Source organism: Cupriavidus sp. PB-02 (assembly GCF_058252315.1).
Window position 1 is genome coordinate 2,085,566 of record NZ_CM177694.1, and the last position, 21,636, is coordinate 2,107,201.

Annotated in this window: 11 protein-coding genes; 8 read left to right on the forward strand and 3 right to left on the reverse strand. The window is 65.8% G+C overall.

The features are described 5' to 3' along the window. Window positions 1-11: 11 nt before the first annotated feature. The gene (locus tag AC10V3_RS09945) at window positions 12-2,045 is read right to left on the reverse strand and encodes a phage tail sheath C-terminal domain-containing protein (RefSeq protein WP_022535077.1); all 2,034 of its coding nucleotides are present in this window, start codon (window positions 2,043-2,045) and stop codon (window positions 12-14) included. A 286-nt stretch (window positions 2,046-2,331) separates the two neighbouring features. Here AC10V3_RS09945 and AC10V3_RS09950 point away from each other — a divergent pair, with 286 nt between their 5' ends. The 5 genes from AC10V3_RS09950 to AC10V3_RS09970 all read left to right on the forward strand — a co-directional run bounded on the left by AC10V3_RS09950 (window position 2,332) and on the right by AC10V3_RS09970 (window position 11,946). Continuing rightward, window positions 2,332-3,849 carry a TIR domain-containing protein gene (locus AC10V3_RS09950; RefSeq protein ID WP_022535078.1) on the forward strand — a complete coding sequence of 506 codons (1,518 nt, stop codon included), beginning with the start codon at window positions 2,332-2,334 and terminating at the stop codon, window positions 3,847-3,849. A 461-nt stretch (window positions 3,850-4,310) separates the two neighbouring features. Further along, window positions 4,311-5,069: a DUF8812 domain-containing protein gene (locus AC10V3_RS09955; protein WP_022535079.1), complete on the forward strand. Its 759-nt coding sequence runs from the start codon at window positions 4,311-4,313 to the stop codon at window positions 5,067-5,069. A 90-nt stretch (window positions 5,070-5,159) separates the two neighbouring features. Beyond that, window positions 5,160-8,342 (forward strand): CHAT domain-containing protein, encoded by a 3,183-nt coding sequence (locus AC10V3_RS09960; protein ID WP_022535080.1) that lies wholly within the window; start codon window positions 5,160-5,162, stop codon window positions 8,340-8,342. An 8-nt stretch (window positions 8,343-8,350) separates the two neighbouring features. Continuing rightward, a complete protein-coding gene (locus tag AC10V3_RS09965; protein WP_490923609.1) occupies window positions 8,351-11,371 on the forward strand; it encodes a CHAT domain-containing protein in 3,021 nt (1,006 codons plus the stop codon). Next, on the forward strand, window positions 11,371-11,946 hold the full coding sequence (locus tag AC10V3_RS09970; protein ID WP_041681052.1) for a hypothetical protein: 576 nt from the start codon (window positions 11,371-11,373) through the stop codon (window positions 11,944-11,946). Before AC10V3_RS09965 ends, AC10V3_RS09970 begins: the two co-directional genes overlap by 1 nt. A 24-nt stretch (window positions 11,947-11,970) precedes the next feature. Here the strand turns inward: AC10V3_RS09970 and AC10V3_RS09975 are convergent, their stop codons facing one another. Then, window positions 11,971-12,765: a hypothetical protein gene (locus AC10V3_RS09975; protein ID WP_490923611.1), complete on the reverse strand. Its 795-nt coding sequence runs from the start codon at window positions 12,763-12,765 to the stop codon at window positions 11,971-11,973. A gap of 89 nt (window positions 12,766-12,854) precedes the next feature. Between AC10V3_RS09975 and AC10V3_RS09980 the strand changes: the two genes are divergently transcribed. Further along, on the forward strand, window positions 12,855-17,321 hold the full coding sequence (locus AC10V3_RS09980; protein WP_490923613.1) for an nSTAND1 domain-containing NTPase: 4,467 nt from the start codon (window positions 12,855-12,857) through the stop codon (window positions 17,319-17,321). 21 nt (window positions 17,322-17,342) lie between these two features. Here the strand turns inward: AC10V3_RS09980 and AC10V3_RS09985 are convergent, their stop codons facing one another. Continuing rightward, window positions 17,343-18,341, reverse strand: coding sequence for a Bug family tripartite tricarboxylate transporter substrate binding protein (locus AC10V3_RS09985; RefSeq protein ID WP_490923614.1), 999 nt, complete (start codon window positions 18,339-18,341; stop codon window positions 17,343-17,345). A 218-nt stretch (window positions 18,342-18,559) separates the two neighbouring features. Between AC10V3_RS09985 and AC10V3_RS09990 the strand changes: the two genes are divergently transcribed. Then, a complete protein-coding gene (locus AC10V3_RS09990; protein ID WP_022535086.1) occupies window positions 18,560-19,366 on the forward strand; it encodes an IclR family transcriptional regulator in 807 nt (268 codons plus the stop codon). Between the two features lie 46 nt (window positions 19,367-19,412). Continuing rightward, window positions 19,413-21,587 carry an acetate--CoA ligase family protein gene (locus AC10V3_RS09995; RefSeq protein ID WP_022535087.1) on the forward strand — a complete coding sequence of 725 codons (2,175 nt, stop codon included), beginning with the start codon at window positions 19,413-19,415 and terminating at the stop codon, window positions 21,585-21,587. The last annotated feature ends 49 nt before the right edge of the window (window positions 21,588-21,636 follow it).

Genomic DNA, 21,636 nt, shown 5'->3' on the forward strand with positions numbered 1-21,636 from the left:
ATCCGACTCCCTTACGGTTCCAGCGCGCCGGCGATCTGCTGGATCGTGATGACGACGAACTCCGCGGGCTTCAGCGGGGCGAACCCGACTTCGATATTGACGATGCCGCGGTTGCGATCGTCCTGCGTCGTGGTTTCCTTGTCACACCTGACGTAATACGCCTCCTGCCGCGTCATTCCCTGGAACGCCCCCTGGCGGAACAGCCCGTTCATGAACACGCCTACATTGAGGCGGATCTGCGCCCACAGCGGCTCGTCATTGGGTTCGAACACGACCCACTTCGTGCCGCGGAACAGCGACTCCTCAATGAACAGCGCCAAGCGCACGATAGGGATGTACTTCCATTCGCTGGCGAGCTGGTCGGCGCCGTCCAGCGTACGAGCGCCCCAGCAGAGGTTGCCGTACACCGGGAAGGTCCGCAGGCAGTTCGCCGCCAGTGGATTGAGCACGCCGTTCTGCAGGTCGGTCAGCTGATAGGCCAGCGCCTGCACGTTCTGCAGGCGGGCATCGGTACCGGCGGGGGCTTTCCATACGCCGCGGCTGGCGTCCGTGCGCGCATAAAGCCCGGCGATGGTGCCCGACGCGGCGATGCTCCTGAGCCGGTTGTTGTTGGCGGGGTCGGGCGCGAACGTACGCGGGAAATAGACCGCCGCGTTCTTGTTGCGCAGGCCGTCGTTGTCGGCGAGCCAGGTCTGCATGGCTTCCAGGGTGGCGGTGGTCTCGGGGATGTCGATCAGCAGGAAGCCGCGCCGCGCGGCGATATAGGTGGTCGCTTCGCTGTACAGCGCGGACATCTCGTTCGGCGCCAGGTCAGCGGCGCGAGGAATGCAGAGGATGTTGACCAGGTCGACATCCTCCAGCGCGTACAGCCCGGTCTTGGTCAACGCCTCGCCAGTCAGCGCGGGCCCCTCGACCGGCGCAATGCCGTCCTGTCCTCCGGCGAGCTGGTGTTGCTGTATGTTGGGGTTTAGGCCGGCGGGGAAGCCGAGGTCGCCCGAGGCGGGCCCCACCACGTCGAGCGTGGCCCCCGCCAGGTAGGTGGGGCTGGTGCGTCCGCCCTGTACCAGGAAGCGGAATGGCGCGCTGGCGCTGCCGTTGCCGCGCAAGACCACGGTGGCGCCGGCCAGCACGGCGCGCTCCGAGTCCGCTGTCACCGCAGGCAACAGCGCGGTGGCGCGGATGGCGGCTTCGACGAAGGGGCGCACGGCCTGGTATGTGGTGGGCGTGGCGCCGCCGTAGTCCAGCGTGGCGGTGTGCGACACGCGAACCACGGCCGGGGAAACATCGCCATTGACGGTGACCGTGAAGGTATCCCCATCGTCGGGGATGTCGGGCGCGCCTGCCGCCAGCTCGTTGCCGAGCGTGCCGGTCGCGGCCGGTCGCGTCAGCGGGTCGGGCAGGTCCGCCATATCGGCCGATCCGTCCAGCACGCGCCGATCCAGCTGCACGATGCGCGAGCCCGCATTGACCACCGCCAGCGCGAAGTTCGGACTGGCGCTGTCCATCGTCAGGTTGCGAAAGGTTTCGCTGCGCAGCAGTCGGCGCACGCCGTTCTGGAGCACGACCTCGCTGACGTGCAGGTTGAAGGTGTTGGCCGGGTCGCTGGTCTCGTAGTCGATATCGAGCATCACCGCGTTGCCCCAACTGCCGGGATTGACCGCGACGGCACCGCGGATCTGCCGGCCGGCCAGCACGCGGAACATCGGATCGCCGCTGCCCGCGGGCCCGTCGGTGACCACTGCCCGTGCTTCCACGGCATTTTCGGTTGCCGTGGCGCTGCCGGTGGTACCGACTCGCACCACCCAGCATTCGCTGCCGCCGTTCTGGAAGAACTGCTTGATGCCATAGCTGGCGGGGCTGTCGATATGGATGCCGCCGAACTCGCGCTCGAAGTCGGCATACGACAGGCACTGCACCGCCTCGTCGAGGGGACCTCGCGGGAACCAGTCGATGAACGCGGCAATGGATGTCGCCACGCCGGTGATGGTCCGTACGCCGCTGGACTTTTCCTGGATGTACACACCGGGGTAGCTGACCGTTACCATAGCCTCTCTCCTGGAGCCCGTCTCGGCCCTGTCTAAGATAGTGGTAGCGCTCGCCCGGTGAATTGAATTTAATTTTCTTCTGATCAAGACGCGGGTGAAAACGTATCATCCGCGAAACTCGCTCGATCGGCTCGTCAATTGCCGCTTGCGGGGAACCGCATCCTGGTATTAGTTGGTCCTGTGACATGCCGAAAGCCCGCGTGAGGCGCTGTTGGGAATCGCCATCCCGGACTGAAAGCCGTTCGACTCTGGCCTCGACTCGCGAATTTCCCCCGAGGAGATGGGCGTGCGTGCAATCTTCATCAGCTATCGCCGGGATGATGCCGAGGGCCAGGCCGGGCGCCTGTTTGACGATCTCACCGAACATTTTGGTGACGACGCAGTGTTCATGGACGTCGCTGGCATCGAGCCCGGCCGCGACTTTCGCAGTGTGATTGACCAACACGTCGCCTCTTGCGGTGTTCTGCTTTCGATTATTGGCAAGAGCTGGCTTACGACTTGCGACGAATCGGGCGCGCGGCGGCTCGATGATCCGGCAGATTTTGTCCGCCTTGAAACGGCATCGGCACTTCGGCGTGACATTCCGGTCATACCCGTTCTGGTGCATGGCGCGACGATGCCCCGTGCAGAGGACTTGCCCGAGGACATGAGAGAGTTGGCGTTTCGCAACGGCGTCGAGCTAACGCACGCACGTTGGGAATCTGACGTTCAGCTACTCGTGAAGGCTCTGCGTCCCTATGTGCAGTCGAAGCAGTTGCCGACAAGGCAGGATCGCGAGACCACGCCGCCGGCGCGGTCCGCGCTGGCGCCCGGTACCCGTATGGTCCTGGCAGGCGTCGGAGCAGGACTGGTGTTGGCGGCCGGCAGCTATTTGTGGCATCAGCGCTCTGTCAATGAGGCATTAGCGCCCGAACCGCAGCACGGGGAGCGCACCAGTCATCCTGTCCCGGCTCGTGCTCCTGCCAATGCTCCTGGTACCGCGCCGGTGACCGCCCCGGACTCAGTACGTCCGCCTTCGCCCCAGAGTCCCCGTGAGCCGCGTTTCGCAACCATCTGGCAAATCGCGCAGGGCCAGGCCTGGGAGGCCCGGCACGGGCTGACGTCAGAAGAGCTTCAGCACGAACTGGACACGCTTGCTGGCCAGGGATATCGGCTTGTGGATCTGAGCGGCTACGCTGTCGGAGGGCAGGAACGCTACGCCGCGATCTGGCAAAAGGGATCGGGTCCTCCCCGGGAAGCGCGGCATGGCTTGACTGCGAATCGATACCAGCAAGAGTTTGACCGCCTGGTCGCTCAAGGATATCGCCCTGTCCATGTCAGTGGCTACGCTGTCGGTGACCAGGTTCGCTTTTCAGCCATCTGGGAAAAGGACGCGGGCGTCGCGTGGGTTGCACGACATGACTTGACGCCAGGTCAGTTTCAGCGCCAGTTCGAGCGGTTCACCACAGATGGCTATCGGCTCGTCGATGTCAGTGGGTACGTGCGTGAGGGGCAGGATCGCTACGCCGCTATCTGGGAGAAGAGGCCTGGCCCCGACTGGGAAACGCATCACGGCATGTCGCCGGAACTCTACAAGCAGGAATATGACCGGCTGGCCCGGCAGGGATATCGTCCCGTACGGATCAGCGCGTGGGGTGCCGGGAATACGACACATTACGCCGCTATCTGGGAGAAAGGGGAAGGATCCAAATGGGCCGCTGAACATAGCGTGCCGTCAGGGCAGTATCAGGCGGCATTCACTTCAATGAAGCGGGCGGGCTATCAACTCATGAGCGTCACCGGCTATCAGCCAGGCATTGAGTAGCAGGTGCGGGCACATTCTCGCCAATGTGGCGAAAACAAATTAAATCCTGAGGTCAATAAAAGTGAAAGTGTTACATAAATGAAATTTTGTGTGAGCGGACGCATTTGCATCTTGATGGTTGCCTTTTTGCTAATAAAGTAAATAGATCCATCTTTTCGGGGCATCTGGCGAGACCCTTGATAGGTCAGACAAAGGGAAGCAGGGATGCCGATATTCGGATGGATCGACCCTGAGAGGTCATAGAGTCTCCTGCGAGGAGACCAGACAGCGAGTCTCTGTTCTTGTCCACCGTCTTGGGGGATCGGTGGGCAAGGCGCCACGAAGCAGGCCGCCATGGCCGGCTTGCGGCCGACCGGCGCACCCTGATGTCATTCCCCAGTACCGACGGACCTTCTGGACGGCTGCGTTGACGCCATCCTCAGCAAGGGAAGTCAGATGGACTGCCTACAAGGGGATCGCACATGTCTTCCTTCGACGAACTGCTCGCTGAAACGATTAGCACTCCGGGGCTGCTCGGGGCTTCTGACATGTCGCAGGATGAGGAACGCAAGCTCTTCGAGAGCGAGAATCCGCCCCCGGAGACCTCGATGCTGCTCGGTACGGCCATCGTCTCCACTCGCGCAATGGACATGATCGTCGCGTTCGAGGTGAGCAGCGAAGCCGCCTACACCCGGTTGTATCGCCATCCGGTATGGCCACACGGCAAGTCAGGCGTCACGATCGGCATCGGCTACGACATCGGCTACGTGACCGCGGACGTGCTGGCGACCGACTGGACCGGCGCGATCGGCGATCCTGCCGTCGGCACGCTGAAGCTCGCATGCGGAAAAACCGGCGAGGCTGCCCACCAGATCCTGCCGCAGATGAAGTCGGTAGACGTGCCGTTCACCGCCGCGGACGCGGTATTCAAGAAAACCGTCATGCCGCGCTTCATCGGCCGGACACTCGCGGCGCTGCCGCCTGCCGCGGAGAACCTGACGCCCGATTGCCTGGGCGCGCTGGTGTCGCTGACCTATAACCGGGGAGCTTCCTTCAACGCCGCCGGGGATCGCTACCAGGAGATGCGCGCCATCCGTGACGATATTCAGGCGGGACGCCTTGCCGACATCCCGGCGCAGATCCGTGCGATGAAGCGCCTGTGGGCGGGCAAGCCGGAGATGGCGGGCCTGCTGCGACGGCGCGACCTGGAAGCCCTGTTGTTCGAGCAGGGACTGGCCTGAACCACCGCCGCAGGCTGGTGCCTGCGCGCCAACGGGGACAGAGCGTGCGCCGGGGCGCTGGGCAACCCGGCCGGTGAGAGGGAGGCTGCCATGCCGATTCGCCAGATAGCCGGTACTGATATCGAGTATTTCCTGGTGCTGTTCGACGAGGAGGGACGCGAACGGCCGGAGCCTGACGGCTCGCTGCTCAGCGCCGCCATTTGCCAGCGGCTCTCCGACCCCGGCGTGCCGGTGACCGACGTATTCGTCTGCAGTCATGGCTGGCAGGGCGACGTGCCTGCCGCCATTGCCCAGTACGACAACTGGATCCGCGCCATGGCCGCCTCCGAGGCTGATCTGGCTGTGATGCAGGTCAACCACGCGGGCTTCAACCCCCTGGTGATCGGCATTCACTGGCCCAGCCTGCCGTGGGGCATGGAGACGGTACCCGCGGAAGGGGCGGCCGTGCTGTCTGCCGGACACGATGCTGACGTCAACGCCCTGGCCGCGCAACTCGGCGAGAACGCGCGCGAGACCATCGCGAAAATCTTCGCCTATGCGGAGACGGCCAGCAGCACCGCGCTGACGGCCGCCATCGAGGATGATTTCGCGGCACTCTTCCAGCTTTCCGGCCTGCGGACCGGCAGTGCAAACGGGCGTCCGGGTGCGGACCAGGACGGCTTCGATGCGCAGGCCATCGTCGCGCAGGCTGAAGGGAGCGACGCTGGCGATGCGGCGAGGAATGTGCAAGTACTGGGCTTCGGCAGCCGGGCAAAGGATGCCATTCTGGCCCCGCTGCGCCAACTCTCCTTCTGGAAGATGAAGGATCGCGCGCGCCGCTTCGGCGAAACCGGCGCACATGGGTTGCTGATCGCCATGCAGGAAGCGGCTCCCAAGGCGCGCTTCCACCTGATGGGTCACAGCTTCGGCTGCATCGTCGTGTCCGGAACGGTGGCTGGCGAGTCGGGTGGTGCCGCGCTGCGGCGCCCGGTGGAATCTCTTTTCCTTGTCCAGGGCGCGCTTTCGTTATGGTCCTATGCCGACGATGTTCCTTATGCGCCAGGTACCCCAGGCTACTTCCGGCGTATCGTTGCAAACGGCATGGTGCGTGGGCCGATCCTGACCACGCGTTCAAGGCACGACACGGCGGTCGCCAAGTTCTATCCGCTGGGCGCTGGCGCCAAAGGACAGTTCCTGCTTGGCGACGACTTGCCGAAGTACGGCGGCATTGGCGCATTTGGCATCCAGGGGAGTACCGGCATCGTCGACATGCCGATGGCGGCCAGCGACTTGCCCTACGACTTCAGTGAAGGCAGCGTCTTTAACCTTGAGGCAAGCAACGTCATCTGCAACGGCGGTGGCGCGGCCGGCGCGCACAACGATATCGCGCATCCCGCTGTCGCGCATGCTTTCTGGGCCGCGGCGATACAGGGATCAGCCCGGCCCTCAGTGCTGGCGCCTGAGTGGGGAACAGCTTTCGAGCCCTCCACACCCCCGACAGGATTCGGCGTCGGCACGGGGACGCCTGGAGGCACGGGTACCGGGACAGGCACGGGGACTTCGCGAGGTGTCACGCCGGCGCCGTCTGTCCCGCCCGCGGACGGTCGAGGCCTTCTGGGCATCGACGAGGAGCTTCCCGCACCGCCAGCACCGGACCAGCAGCAGGCACCCGCCCCGGCCGAAGAGTCGGGGCCACCGCGCTGGATCCACGCTGAGTTCGAGGGACTCGCACCGGAGGCGCCGGTGGTGCAGGGCCAGTGGTACACACTTGCCTTTGACCTGGATGTCGTCCGGCGTGAAGCTGCACTTGTGATCGCGGATGTACCACTGCCAGAAAGCGGCCTGTTCGCGCCGGAAGCCAGGGACGTCGTGTTGACGGTGCAGTTGGACACCGATGACTTCGAGACGTCAGGCCACACCAGCCAGATGCGCGTGCCCCGCGTGGGCAAGGGCTTCACCAAAGCCCGTTTCGACGTGTCGCCACGGAAGAGCGGGCCATGCAAGCTCAAGGCAACCATCCTTAAGGATGGCCAGTTCATCCAGCAGATGGACCTGACGATCCTTGTGGGCGTGCCGGGTGCGCCCACTGAGGTCAAAACGCGCGGACGCGCGCTGAGCGGAGTCGCCGTGCTGCAGCCGCGCGATCTGAGCCTGCAGATCTATCCGGGCAGCGCCGGCAGCTACGAGTGCGTGGTGTGCGGCCCTGTGGCCACCCGGGTGCGGCTGCCGATCAATGCCGGCTTGATTGACAGCTATATCAACAGCGCCCGTGCGGAACTGATGAAGGTAGTGATGCACCAGGACCCTGCTGGCCGCTACGTGTTCCAGCGCGACATCGACATCGCCCCCGACGCGCAGGAAAAAGCCCTGCAGATCATGGCCCGGGCTGGCGCGCTGCTGATGCTCAAGCTCTTCGAAGGTGCGGGCGCGGGAGACGACGCCAGGGCGGTTGGCAGGGCCTTGCGCCAGTTGAGCACCAATCCGGACGTCCGCCTCAGGATCCAGGTTGTCGCCGAGACGCTGCCGATTCCCTGGCCACTGCTCTACATGGGAGACGTGAGCGGCGCAGCGCCGCTGGACTGGAACAATTTCCTTGGCATGCGTCACATCATCGAGCAGATTCCGCTGCAGAACCCGATGGCCGTGATGGCACCGGAAATCCCCAGCACCCCGGACCTGAAGGTCAGCCTGAACTTCAATGCGGGCATCGATGCGGCGATGGGCGTGGACTTCGTCCAGTCCCAGCGTAGCTTTTGGAAGGACCGCGCGGGCATCGCCGTGACAGACCGCGCCACGCCGACCGATTTTATCGGCGCGCTCAACAACCGGGACACGCCGGACCAGATTCTCTACCTGTACTGCCACGCGGTATCGCGGGGTCTGACGGAGGCTGGAGGACCCGGCGCATCGAGCCTGGCGCTGACTGACGAACTGATCAGCCTTAACGACCTCGATCTCACCGCGCCTCGCGCCGTGCGGCTGGGCGGCCAGCCGCTGGTCTTCATCAACGCGTGCGAATCTGCCGAGATGTCGCCAACGTTCTACGACGGCTTCGCACCCTACTTCATGGACAAGGGCGCGCGCGGCGTCATCGGCACGGAATGCAAGACGCCAGCCCTGTTCGCCAGGGCGTGGGCAGATCGATTCTTCGAGCGCTTCCTGCACGGCGAACCGCTGGGCGAAGTCGTGCTCGGCCTGCGGCAGGAGTTCCTCAAGGCGCATGGCAACCCGCTGGGGCTGCTGTACGCGGTGCACTGCGATGCCGACACTGTCATCCGGCCGGCGCTGAACTGAGCCCTTCCATGAAGCCACAAGATGGCGGCACGCGGGCCGTCCCGGCCCAGCTCGCCAACTCAGGCGATACCGGGCCAAAGCCCGACGGCGGGTTGACACGGGGCGCGACGCTCGGACAGAAACGCGCCGCCGGCGCGGCGGCCACCAGCGTGTCCGCCTTGCGTGTCGACGTTGTCAACGGCAACCTGAAATTCTTCGATGCCCCCGTGCTGGTGGGCCACTATCGCGGTAGCGCGCTGATGGGTACCGAGGCCGTCATGGACTGGCTGATCGGCAATGCCATGTCGACCTCGATGCGGCTGGGGCGCTATCCGCAGGAACTGAAGACGCAGCAGGTCTTCGTCAATACCAGCGCGGACAGGATCAACCCCCTGCGCGACGTGCCGCGTCCCAAGGGCATTGTCGTAGCCGGTCTCGGCGACGAGGGGCATCTGCGCGCCAGCGGGCTGGCCGAGACGGTGCGGCTCGGCGTCATCGCCTGGGCACAGCATCTGACTGAAGCCGCGCGCCCTCCGGGCGAGTCGGTGCCCTGGCCGGCTTCATTCTCGCTCGCCGCGACGCTGGTTGGCAGCGGCGGCACCGGGATGTCGCCCGGCCAGGCTGCGCGCTCGGTGGCCGAAGGAGTGCGTGAGGCCAACCGCCTGCTGGCTTCCGCGGGCTGGCCTGTGGTGGAGTGCCTGAGCCTGGTCGAGCTGTACCTGGACCGGGCCGCGGAGGCGTGGCGGGCACTGCAGCTGCTGGTCCAGGCCTGTCCGGGGCGCTTTGTCATCAAGCCCTTTATCCGCAGTAGCCCAGGTGCGCTGCTGCGGCCGCTGGATTCCAGCTATCGGGGCGCGGACTTCGACCTGATCACGGCGACCACGCAGGTCGACGTCCGAGGCGCTTCCTCCATCATCTATACGCTTGATACCCGGCGTGCACGTACCGAGGTGCGTGCCGTGGCGGCGCAGGGCCGCCTCCTGCGCGAACTGGTAAGCGTGGCGTCGTCGAATACCTGCAACGACGACAGTGTCGGACGTACGCTGTTCAAGTTGCTGGTTCCGGTCGAAGTGCGGCCGTTTCTTGCCGGCGCCAGCGAAATGCAGATCGAGCTGGACCCCGGAACCGCCGGTATTCCGTGGGAGATGCTCGACAGCGGGCGCGATACCGACGCCGGCGAGAACGCCGACTACAAGCCGTGGGCGATCCGCGCCAAGCTGTTGCGCAAGCTGCGCACGCAAGAGTTCCGCCGGCAGGTGGAAGACGCCGGGCGGCGCGCGCCGATCCTCGTGATCGGTGATCCGTGCACGGACGACAAGCGCTATCCGCTGCTGCCCGGCGCGAGGCGAGAGGCGCGTGCGGTGTCGGCGCTCTTGTCAAGGCGGCTCGGCGCCGACCGTCAGGTAAAACTCCTTGCGGCGGCCAACGACATCGACCGCGGGCCAGACAGTCGACAGGTCGTGGCGACGCTACTCGACGGCGACTGGGGCATCGTTCACATTGCAGGCCACGGCCAGGCGGCCAGCGACGAGGCGGCGGCAGCGGACAACGGGGCAGGGCGGGCAGGTGGCGTCGTCCTTTCCAACGGGACTTTCCTCGGGCCAGAGGAACTCGCGAGGATGCAGCGCGTGCCTGAACTGGTGTTCATCAACTGCTGCCATCTTGCGAAGACGGATACGGCAAACCTGCTGGGTACCTGCCCGACGCCATCCTTTCATCGGCCGGATTTCGCCGCCAGCGTGGCCGAAGCCCTCATCAAGCTCGGCGTGCGCTGCGTGGTGGCCGCAGGTTGGGCCGTCGATGATGCGGCGGCCGAGATATTTGCCACCGCGTTCTATCGCGCCCTGCTGGACGGCCAGCGCTTCCTCGATGCGGTCGCGATTGCCAGGGAGGCGGCGTACAAGTTGCCCAGCAATACCTGGGCAGCCTATCAGTGCTACGGCGACCCGGACTGGTGCCTCCCGGGCTGGATGGACGTAGGCCCGGGCGGCGCCCGGGCGGCCAGCGAGGCGCCAGAGGAAGAGAAGCAGCGCTTCGCAGCAGCCTATGCCGGCATCGCGTCGCCGCAGGGACTGCTCCTTGCCCTCGAGATGATCCAGATGGAATTGCGCGTGAGCGGGGCCAATGTGGAGCAGTCCGCCAGGCGCCTGCGCTATCTGCACGATACGTTTGGCGACCCGGAGCGCAACTGGGCACGCATGGGCGCAGTGGCCGAAGCGTTTGCAACGGCCTGGCGGGAGGCCGGCTTGCTCGAGGAAGCCGCCGCCTGGTATCAGGCCGCCTTTAAGGCGGCGGACGGTAAGGCGACCCTGCAGTCCGCCGAGCAGCTGGCGAACGTGCAGGTGCGGCTGGCATGGCAGCGCCTGCGCGCCGTCGCTGCCACTGCCGGCGCAGACGTCGCCGCGCTGCAACCTGCCGTCGACGCTTCCAGGGAACTGCTGCTTGCAACCATGGGGCAGCTGGCACAGCTGCTCGCGCTGCACAGGTCGATGGAGCGGCTCGCGCTGTGCGGCTCGGCCAGCAAGCGGCTGGCGATGGTCGAGCGCCTGGCCGGCCGCCGCGATGCCGAAATGGCCGCCATTGGTGAAACCGTGCGGTGGTACCGGGAAGCCGAGGCGGCCGCCATGGCGCACGGCGCTCGCAACGCCTACTACCCGGCCATTAATCGCTGCGCGGCGGAGCTTGTCGCGCACTGGACAGCGGGAACGGAGGGTGATTACGCGGGCGACTGGGAAGGGTTGGCGACGGCATCGCCGGAGCGGAACCATGCCGAGCCGGACTTCTGGAGCCGGTCGGCCTTGAGCGAGTTGTGGGTTTACCAGTGCGCCGCGCGGCGCACCCTGTCAGATGACTTGTCGTCGATCCTCGCGGACCTGGGCAAGCTGCACAGGAGCCTGCCGGCCATCAACAACTGGCGTACCGTGCGCGACCAGGCCGACTTCGTCCTGCCGGTCTACCAGCGGCATGCCGACGCGGCAGAGCGGGCCGCAGCCGAATCGCTGTTGCAATGCCTGGAGCGCTGGGCGGACCCCGCCCCGGCGGGCCATTGATGAGCGCCGTGCCTCCCGCCTTGCCTGCCGTGGTGGCCCTGGCGGGCCGACGCATCGATGCCGCGGGTGCGCAGCCGGCGCGTTTTCCACCAGCAAACGTGGAGCGCGTCGCGGAGCGCATCGCCGCCGGCTTCCGGCTGGTGGGGGCGGCCGCGCTGGTGTGCTCGGCGGCCTGCGGCGCGGACCTCATTGCGCTCGACGTGGCGGCAAAGCAGGGGCTGCGCCGCCGCATCGTGCTGCCGTTCGAGGCAAGCCGCTTTGTCGAGACCTCGGTGCGCGACCGTCAGGGCGATTGGAGCGCGGCTTTCTGGCGGCATGTCGGTGCCGCGGAGCGGGAGGGCGATCTGGTCGTGCTGCAGCCTTCCGGCGAAGACGACCAGGATTACCGGATGGCCAACACCAGGATCCTGGTCGAGGCTCAGGCGCTCGCACGAGCGTTCGCCCCGGCAAAGCCATCGCTGCACGCGTTCGCTGTCTGGGATGGACAGCCACGCCCCGGCGCGGACGCGACCATGGCATTCGTGGAGCTGGCCACGCTGTCGCACTTCCACATCGTGACCATTCCTTCGCTATAGGAGCAGGGCGGCAACTTGCGCTTGCTAGAGATCGGGGAGCTGGCTGATGAACGACTTGCTATGCTGCGCGACGCGGTTGCCAAGCTCTGGCTCCAGCGCGTCGAGGATGCCGACATTGATCTCGGCCCTGGAGTCGTAATGCGTGAACTCCACATCATTGCTGCTCGCCTTGAAGAAGAGCACCTGCGTGACCGCCGAGCCTGCCTTCAGCGCGAAGGCCATCATGGATACGACGAAGCGTCCGTCGGCGGCCTCCTCCGCCAGCGCCACCTGGAAGCTGGACACGCTGGAAGCACTTGTCTCGCGGCTGAAGATGGTGATCCACGGCTTGCTCTTGTCCATGCTGGCCAAGCCGTCGAGGGTGGTCTGGACCAGCGCGAGCGCGCCGGGGGCACCCGGGCCGAGCAGCAGCGCCGCCACGGACATGACGGCCTTGTGCGTCTCGAACCTGTCGCTGCCCTCGACATAGCGGGTGGCCGTCGTGCTTTCGATCAGCCAGCCGATATTGGCCAGCACCCGCACGTACTCCTTGTACCAGGCTTCGACGTTGTCCGGATCGCCTGCGGTGCGCCTTGCAACCAGTTGCGCCAACAGCAGCGAGTTTGCCACCGCAGTGCGGCGCGCGGCCGGCACTCCCCTGGAAAAGGTCAGGACGCCAGAACCTATCACGACGGCCTGGTCCTTGTTTTCATCGAACTGCGGCGTGTCGCCGTCCAGCAGCATCGGATCGCGCGAGTGATCCACCGGGGGAAGTTCCGCGTCAAGCAAGAACGTCTTGGCGCTGTCGATCGTGACGTCTGGCATGGGGATCTCCGGCAAGTTGAGAGGTTCGTTCATTCTAGGTCGGCAGCAGGGATTCGCCACCATTGGCGACCTCGTGGCAAGAAGCCTGGTATTGGGAGCAGGAAATGACCTCAATATTCATTAGCCACAGCAGCGCCGACAACATGGCGGCGGCTGATATGAAAGCGTGGCTGGAAGCGCAGGGCCACGCTTCGCTGTTCCTGGATTTCGACCCGGAGGCCGGAATCAAGGGCGGCGCCGGATGGGAGCAGACGCTTTATCAGAACCTGCGCCAGTCGCAGGCGGTGATCGCGTTACTGACTCCGAACTGGCTGGCCTCCAAATGGTGTTTTGCCGAGCTGGTACAGGCACGGGAGCGCGGCAAAGCGATTTTCCCGGTCAAGGTGCAAGCCTGCGATGCAAGCGGCATCTTCAGCGATATCCAGCACATCGATCTGACGGCCCAGCCGGAGGAAGGCTATAAGCGACTCAGGATCGGCCTCCTGGAAAGGGGGCTCGATCCGTTGGATGTTTTCGACTGGGACCCCAGACGGCCACCTTATCCGGGGCTCCTGGCATTCGAGGAACAGGACGCGGCCATCTTCTTTGGGCGTGGCGAGGACATTCTCAAGACGCTCGAAACCCTGGATGCGCTACGCCGTCAGGGCAGCGAGGCAGCGCGATTCGTGCTCTTGCTCGGCGCATCGGGCAGCGGAAAGTCGTCGCTGGCAAGGGCGGGCGTCATCCCCCGGCTCAGGAAGAAGCCTGCCGAATGGCTTGCAACCCCGCCTTTCCGGCCCCAGGTCGAACCGCTCGACGAGTTGGCCGTAGCGCTGGCCGCGAGCTTCGATGCCCAGGGGACGCCGCGCGACTGGAGAACGATTCGAACCGAGCTGCACACGGCGGCGGCACAAATTCCCCCGGATGGCCAGGCACTGCTCGGCTTTGCCCGGGATCTGGCGATTGCCGCCAAACGTCAGGAAGCGACGGTATTGCTGACCATCGACCAGGCCGAAGAGCTGTTTGGCTACACGCCAGCGGAGGCAGCCACGCGTTTTCTCCGGCTCCTACGTGCCGGGCTGGAGATCGGCGACCGGCGGCTGATGGCAATCGCCACGCTGCGCTCGGACTTTCTCGGCGATTTCCAGAACCACCCGGCGCTGCAGGACAACGACTATCCACATCATTTCCGCTATCGGGCCGTTCCCATTGACCCAATGCCGCTGCGAAGCTTCCCGGAGATCATCCGGGGGCCAGCCCGGTTAGCCGGATTGCAACTTGCCGATGGCCTGGTAGAGGCCATGGTGAGTGATACCGGTACCCGCGATGCGCTGCCCCTGCTGGCCTTCACGCTGAGGAGACTCTACGAGCGCAGCGGCGGCAGCGGCCGCCTGGCGCTGGACGAATATGAACGTCTCGGCCGCTTGGAAGGGGCGGTCCGGGAAGAGGCAGAACGAATCATCGCAGAGACAAAGCCCGCCCCGGACGAACTTGACGCGCTACACGCCGCCTTTGTGCCAACGATGGTGCGGATCAATGCCGAGGGCGCCTATTCGCGCCGGCGTGCCCTGGTCGACGATCTGCCACGCCGCGTCCTGGCGCTGCTGCGGCGATTCATAGACGCGCGTCTCCTGGTCACCGACCGCGATTCCCAGGGCCGGGAGACCAGCGAAGTTGCGCACGAGGCGCTGTTGCGTACCTGGCCCCAGCTGAGCAACTGGCTGATGGAGGATCGGGACAAGCTGCGTACGCTGGAAAGCCTGCAACGTGCCGCGGAAGAGTGGGACCAGGGAGGGCGACGTGGCGATCTCCTGGTCCACCGCGAGGGCCGCCTGAGCGATGCCGAGGCGCTGCTGACGAACTCGCGTTTCACCATGCCGGAAGCGTCCGTGGAACGGGCTTACCTCAACGCCTGTAGCGCGGCGCAACGTGCCCGTGACGCGGCCGAGAAGGAGGAGCAGGAACGGCGGATCAGGGACGCCGAGCGGATCGCGGCGGAGCAAACGAAGGCGGCGGAGGCGCAGAGGCGAGCAGCAAGGATTTCCCGCATGTTTACCTTCGTTGCTTTGGGCTTGCTTTCAGTCGCGACTGTCGCCGCTGTGGTGGCGACATGGCAATACCGTGAGGCGACAGCCGCCAACAAGAGGGTAGGCGAAGTGCAACAGCTCGCCCGGCATACCAGCGATATCGGAACGAACCCGCAGCGTAGCCTGCTCCTGAGCGCGCAGGCCGCCTCCCTGAGCAAGGATAGCCCGGACGGAACATTGCTTGCCATCGATGGCCTCCGACACCAACTACGGGCGACCGGCGGCCGCCCGTTGGGAGGGCACGGAAAGTCGTCCCGCGTTGCCGCCTTTTCGCTCGACCGGCACTGGCTCGCCACCGGGAGCGACGACGGCGCCATTCGACTTTGGGATCTCAATACTGTCGATCCGACGAGCCGCTCATTCCTGCTCGACGGACATAAGGGCGCCGTTCACGGCCTGGCATTCAGCCCCGACGGCCGATGGCTGGTCAGCGGAGCTGCCGATGGCTCGGTTCGACTCTGGCGTTTGACGGCGGAAGGGGCAAAAGCTGGTCCGATATTTGGCGGTGGCCAGTATGGTGCCATTCACGCTGTGGCGATCAGCCCGAACGGTGAGTGGCTGGTGATCGGCACACAGAGCGGCAATATCTGCATCTGGAAGATGTCCGTCGAAGGGCCGCTGGAAACACCCTGCGACGCCTGGAAGGATGAAGTTCCCGTCATGAATGTTGTGTTCAGTCCCAAGGGACGCTGGCTCGCGACCAGCTGCACGGGTGGGTGCAAAGCGTTCGGGGCCCCGGTTCGCCTGTGGGACCTGTCGGCTGGCTTTCCCGATCAGGAACCCAGGCGCCTTTCCCATGCAACGGAACTACATGAGGACTCCCTCCTGGCCATTGCCTTCAACGGCGACGAGACACGCCTGGCGGTTGCCTATGGCTATGCCGTGGAGGTTTGGGATCTGACACAGGAGAACCCGCCGCAGGTTGTCGTGGGGCGGTATGGTGGCAGTGGCGGGTGGATCGGCACTGTGGGCCTAAGCCCTGACAACAGGTGGCTGGCGATCGGGAGCGGCAGTGGGGCGGCCGTCATGCTGTGGGACCTGACGGGAACGCGCAAGGAGCCGGTTGCCCTGAAGGGGCATAGTGCCGCAGTCAATTCCGTCGTATTCAGCGATGATGGGCGGTGGCTTGCGACGGGCGGACAGGACGCAACGGCGCGCCTGTGGGATCTGGCTGACTTGACGATACCCTCCACGATCCTGCGCGGCCAGGAACTGCCCGTGAAGCATGTCATGTTTAGCCCTGGCGCAGAGCCGCGCCACCTTGTCACCCTAGGGGAAGATGCAAGTGCACGGCTATGGAGTATCCCCGATGCCATTGCGGACCCGCTCGTGCTGCGGGGCAAGGTCAAACCTTCCATCGTCGGGATGGCTGTCAGTCCGGACGGCAACTGGATCGCAGCTTCGAGTCAGGAGGACAAGAAACTCGTGCTCTGGTCCACCAGGGATCCTCGTCAACCGGCCCGTGAACTGCCCTTGCCCGGTGCCTCGCACGCCATCGCATTCAGCCCGGATGGGCGCTGGCTGGCGGCCAAAAGCCAGGATCAGGGGGTGATCAGCCTCTGGCGCCTGACGGAGCTCTCCAGGAAGCCGCTGGTTCTCGTTGAGCAACAGTGGGGAGACGTGAGGACGCTGGTGTTCAGCCCAGACAGCCGGTGGCTGGTGAGCGGGACGTGGCAAGGTGGTATCGTGAATATCTGGGACGTCTCCACCGATAGTCCTTCCCTGGAGCCACGCCATCGTTGCAGCCAGGGCGAGCCGGTGCGGGAGCCAGCGTTCAGCGCGGACGGGCGCTATCTGGCAACGGCCGCCCACGGTACCAACGCGCGTATATGGGACCTGGCCTCTCCCAATCCCTGCGCGAGCCCGCGTCTGCTCCCGCATGGAGACGTTGTGTACCAGGTCGTGTTCAGCCCCGACTCGCGATGGGCTGCAACGGCAAGTATGGATACCAAGGGGCGGCTTTGGGATCTCAGCGCCGGTCCCGAACCCAAATTGGTATCGGTACTGACGTTTTCGGATCGCGTTCTGGAAGCAACCTTTAGCCCCGATGGCCATTGGGTAGCCTTTGGCTCTTGGGACAGGACGCTCAAGCTGCTCGACCTGACAAAATCCGGAACATCGAAGCCGATTGAACTCACCGGGCACGCAGGGAGAATCTTGTCGGCGTCATTTAGTCCGGACAGCAAGTGGTTGGCCGCGGGCGGCGAAGATCGAACGACCCGTCTCTGGGATCCAACGAATCCGAGTGCGGCGCCCGTCGTGCTGCGAGGGCATGAAGCGACTGTGGCCCATATTGGCTTCACGAAGGACAGTCGCTGGGTCATTACGGGTGCTTACGACGGGACAGTAAGACTGTGGCGGCTGACATTACCTGACCTCGTGGGTATCGCCTGCCAGACCGCAGGGCGAGACCTCACCCCCGAGGAGGCCGAGGCGTTCCTGGGAGAGCGTGCCAGGAGGTCCTGTACCGATCGCCAGGCAATGCAGCCGTTGAGTGCGAAGTAGCGGTCCGGAGCCTTGCCGTTCTCAGTCCAGCGTCACCCCGGTATCGGCGGTCAGCTTCATCACCACCGGCAGGTACGCCTTGTAGCCGCTTTCGGCTTCGGCAGGCAGATTGCCGATGGGCTCGGCGCCCATGTCCTCGATGCGCTGCGAGAACTCCGGGCTTTTCACCAGCGCGCTGACCTCGCGGCCCAGGCGGTCGATGATGGGCTGGGGCGTCCTGGCCGGGGCCATCAGGGTGATCGGTCCGGTAAGGCGGTAAGCCTCGTCGGGATAGCCGGCCTCGGCAAAGGTGGGCACGTTGGGCAGCGCCCTGGCGCGATGCGAGCCGGCAACCGCCAGGGGCCTTAGCCGGCCGCCGGCGAAGTGCTGCTGCAGGGCGGTGATCGAACCCACCGTGACATTAATCTGGCCGGCCAGCAGGTCGGTCACCATCGGGCCCTCGCCACGGTAGGGCACGTGGAGAATGTCCACCCCATACGTCTTGGCCATGTAGGTCTGGATGGTGTGCGGCTGGGTGCCGGGTCCCCAGGAACCCATGCGCAGCTTCCCGGGTTCCTTTTTCGCATAGGCGATCAAGTCACTCACGGTCCTGACCGGCACGGCGGTGTTGACCGCCAGCACGGTGCGCGCGGTGGCCACGTCGGAAATCGGGCGCAGGTCGGTGCGCGGGTCGTAGGGCAGTTTCTTGTACAGGGCCAGGTTGGCGGTGATCGGGCCAGGGATGGTCAGCAGCAGCGTGTAGCCGTCGGGCGGCGACTTGGCCGCCTGGTCGGTGCCGATGATGCCGCCCGCGCCGCCCTTGTTCTCCACCACCAGGGTCTGGCCCAGGCGCTTGCCCAGGCCGTCTGCCAGCGCGCGCGCCAGGGTGTCGGTCAGGCCACCGGCCGGGTAGGCCACGATCAGGCGCACCGGCTTGCTCGGGTAGCTGCCCTGGGCCCGTGCGCCAAGCGGCAGCACGCACAGGGCCGCCGCCGTGAACAGGACGGCACGCCGCCCGCCTGACATGCTGCGGATTTTCATGTTCTGTCTCCTGGAAAAAGGTGGAATCAGCCCGGGATGGTCCATGACCCCGTTCAGGTTTCCCGCTCCGGTTTCGAATCTCTGTTCGATGCCACAGAACATAGGGGTGGCCCGCAAGGCAGGTCAAGGCGATGGCCTATATTTCCAATATGTGGAAATTGATTCCGCTTTTTGACACAGGATGGACAGCTGTCCAGACTGGATAAACGGGAGACGCCATGAACATTCCAGTCGAACAATTCATCGCCGAGCGCCGCCGCGAGGACCCGTCCTTCGGCGGCCTGCTGGCCAAGGGCTTTGCCTTGCTGCGCTGCTTCATCGATGAGCCGCGTCCCCAGGGCAACGGCGAGCTGGCGCAGCGCCTGCAGCTGCCGCGCGCCACGGTGTCGCGCATCTGCCGCACGCTGTTCGAGCTGGGCTACCTGGACTGGGACCCCAAGCTCGACAAGTACTTCGTCAGCGCCCAGGTGCTCGCACTGGGCTATCCCTACCTGACCGGGCTGCAGGTGCGACACGTGGCCCGGCCGCTGATGCAGGCCCTGGCCGACCGGATCGAGGGCGCCGTGTCGATGGGGGTGGCGCACCGGCTTGACGTGACCTACCTGCAGTCCTGCACCCACAACGAGGGCACGCCGGCGCGGCCCGGAACCGGTGCCGTGCGCTCGGTGCTCAGCACGGCCATGGGCCGGGCCTACCTGTGCACTTTGTCGAAGGCCCAGTTTGAAAGCCTGATGGCGGCCGCCCGCGAGGAGCGGCCCGAGGAATATGCAGCGTTCTACGACACGCTCTGCCATAACGTGGCGCATTACCCCAAGCGCGGCTTCGCGCTCAACGAGGGCGACGCAGGTATCGGCGTGCACGGCGTGGGTGTCTATTCGCGCATCCACTACCTGAATCGCCCGCTGCTGTTCAATTGCGCGCTGTCCGGCTCCCAGGTGAAGCGCGGAATGATGGAAAAGAAGGTGGCGCCGCTGCTGATGGAGATGGTCCGCTCCATCGAGGCCGCCACTGGCCTGCGGCAATAGCGGGCGCAGGCCACCCCTGCAACGGACAGGACCCGGAGACTTCCACATGGTTGACCTGAATTCCCTGCTGTACCCGCGTTCGATCGCGGTGGTCGGTGCTTCCACCCAGCCGGACAAAGTGGGCGGCATGCCCATCCGGCTGCTGCGCGAACTCGGCTACGAGGGGCGCCTCTATCCGGTCAACCCGTCCGCTGGCGAAGTACAGGGCCTGCGCGCCTACGGTTCGCTGTCAGACATCGGCGAACCCGTGGATCTGGCTATCGTGGCGGTACCGGCCAGCGCCAGCCAGGACGTGATGGCGCAGCTGGCCGGCAACGGCACGCGGGCAGCGGTGGTCTTCACCTCGGGCTTCGCCGAGGCGGGGGAGGCGGGCGTGCGCATGCAGGACATGCTGGCCCGGAGCGCGCAGGAGGCCGGCGTGACGCTGCTTGGGCCCAACTGCCTGGGCGCGATGAACCTGCGCGAGCGCATGTTCGCCACGTTCTCGCCGATCCCGCTCAGCGGCGTGCCGCCGGTCGGCGAAGTGGGCCTGGTCAGCCAGAGCGGCGCCTTCGGGGCCTATGCATACGCCCTGGCGCGCGAAGCGGGCCTGGGCCTGAGCCACTGGGTCACCACCGGCAACGAGGCCGGGTTGCAGGTGGCCGACGTGATCGCATGGCTGGCCAATGACCCGAACACGCGCGTGATCCTCGCCTACATCGAAGGCTGCCGCGACGGCGCGCGCCTGCGCCAGGCGCTGGACGCCGCGCGTGCGGCCGGCAAGCCGGTCGTGATCACCAAGGTCGGGACCACGGCCGCCGGGGCGCGCTCGGCGCAGTCGCACACGGCCAGCCTGACCGGGGAAGATGCGGTGTACCAGGCGGTGTTCGACGCCTACGGCGTGCACCGGGCCCATACGCTGGAGGCGTTCTTTCGGCTGGGCTATGTGTTGTCCAGAGGGCGGCGGCCCGCGCTCTGGCATTGTCCGGACGGCCTCGATGCCAGTGCCGTCACACCGCTCGCGGTCGTCACTGTCTCCGGTGGCGTGGGCATCATGATGGCTGATCGCGCCGAAGAACTGGGTCTGCCGCTGCCGCCCATGCCGGAAGCGGAAGCCGAGGCATTACAAACGGCCATCCCGTTCGCCAGCACCGCCAACCCGATCGACGTGACGGGGCAGGTGGTGGCCCAGCCGCGCGTCTTCATGGACGCTATCGCGGGCGTGGCGCGAAGCGGCGCCTACGGCTGCGTTGCCGCATTCCTGGCCGGGGGCGCCAATGCCCCGCGGCTCTGGCCGGAGCTGCAGCAGACTGTGGCCACGCTGAGCGAAGATCCGAAGGCTGCGCCGCTACTGCTGGCAGGCATCGTCGATGACGATAAACGCGCATGGCTGGAGGCCCGCGGTTGCCTGGTGTTCCGGGAGCCAGCCCATGCGGTGGAAGCCACAGCCACGCTGGCGCGCGCAGCGGCCATGGAAGGCGCCAGCGGAGCCAAGACGCCACAGCTGCCGCCATCTTTCCTGAACGCAGACCTGTTGCGCGATCTCCCGCCTGGTGCCACGGCGCTTTCCGAACATGAGGCCATGCGGCTGCTCGCGGACGTCGAGGTGCCAGTGGCCCCGCACGGACTGGCCCAGGACGCGAATGAGGCGGTGCGAATCGCCGAACGCCTTGGCTATCCCGTGGCGGTCAAGCTGTGCTCGCGCGAGATCCTGCACAAGAGCGATGTGGGCGGCGTGGCCCTCAACCTGGCTGACGCGCAGGCGGTGCGAGACGCTTTTGCCCGGATGGAAGGGGCCGTGGCACGTGCGCGCGCGGAAAACGGCGCCCCGGTGCCTTTCGAAGGCGTTCTGGTGGCCCGCATGGTGCGCGGCTGGGGCGAGGTGATGGTGGGCGTGCGCCGCGACCCGGTGTTCGGGCTGGTGGCACTGGTGGGCATCGGCGGCACGGCCGTCGAGATCTTCCGCCAGACCGCCTGCGGGCTGGCGCCGCTGACGCGTGAACGGGCCCGCGCCATGCTGGCCGAAAGCCGGGTCGCCGCGCTATGCCAAGGGCATCGTGGAAATCCGGCGTTGGACCTGGACGCCGCCGCGCAGGTGCTGGCCAGCGTGTCGCAGCTGGCCGCGAACCTGGGACCGCGGCTGGACACGCTTGAAATCAATCCCTTCATCGTCACCACGCAGGGGCTGGTGGCCGCCGACGCGGTCGTCACGCTCCGCCCGGCCGGTATCAGCGCCCCGTAGTTACGCAGTGCTGCGCGGTGGACAGGATGCCTGCACAGACGGGCACCGC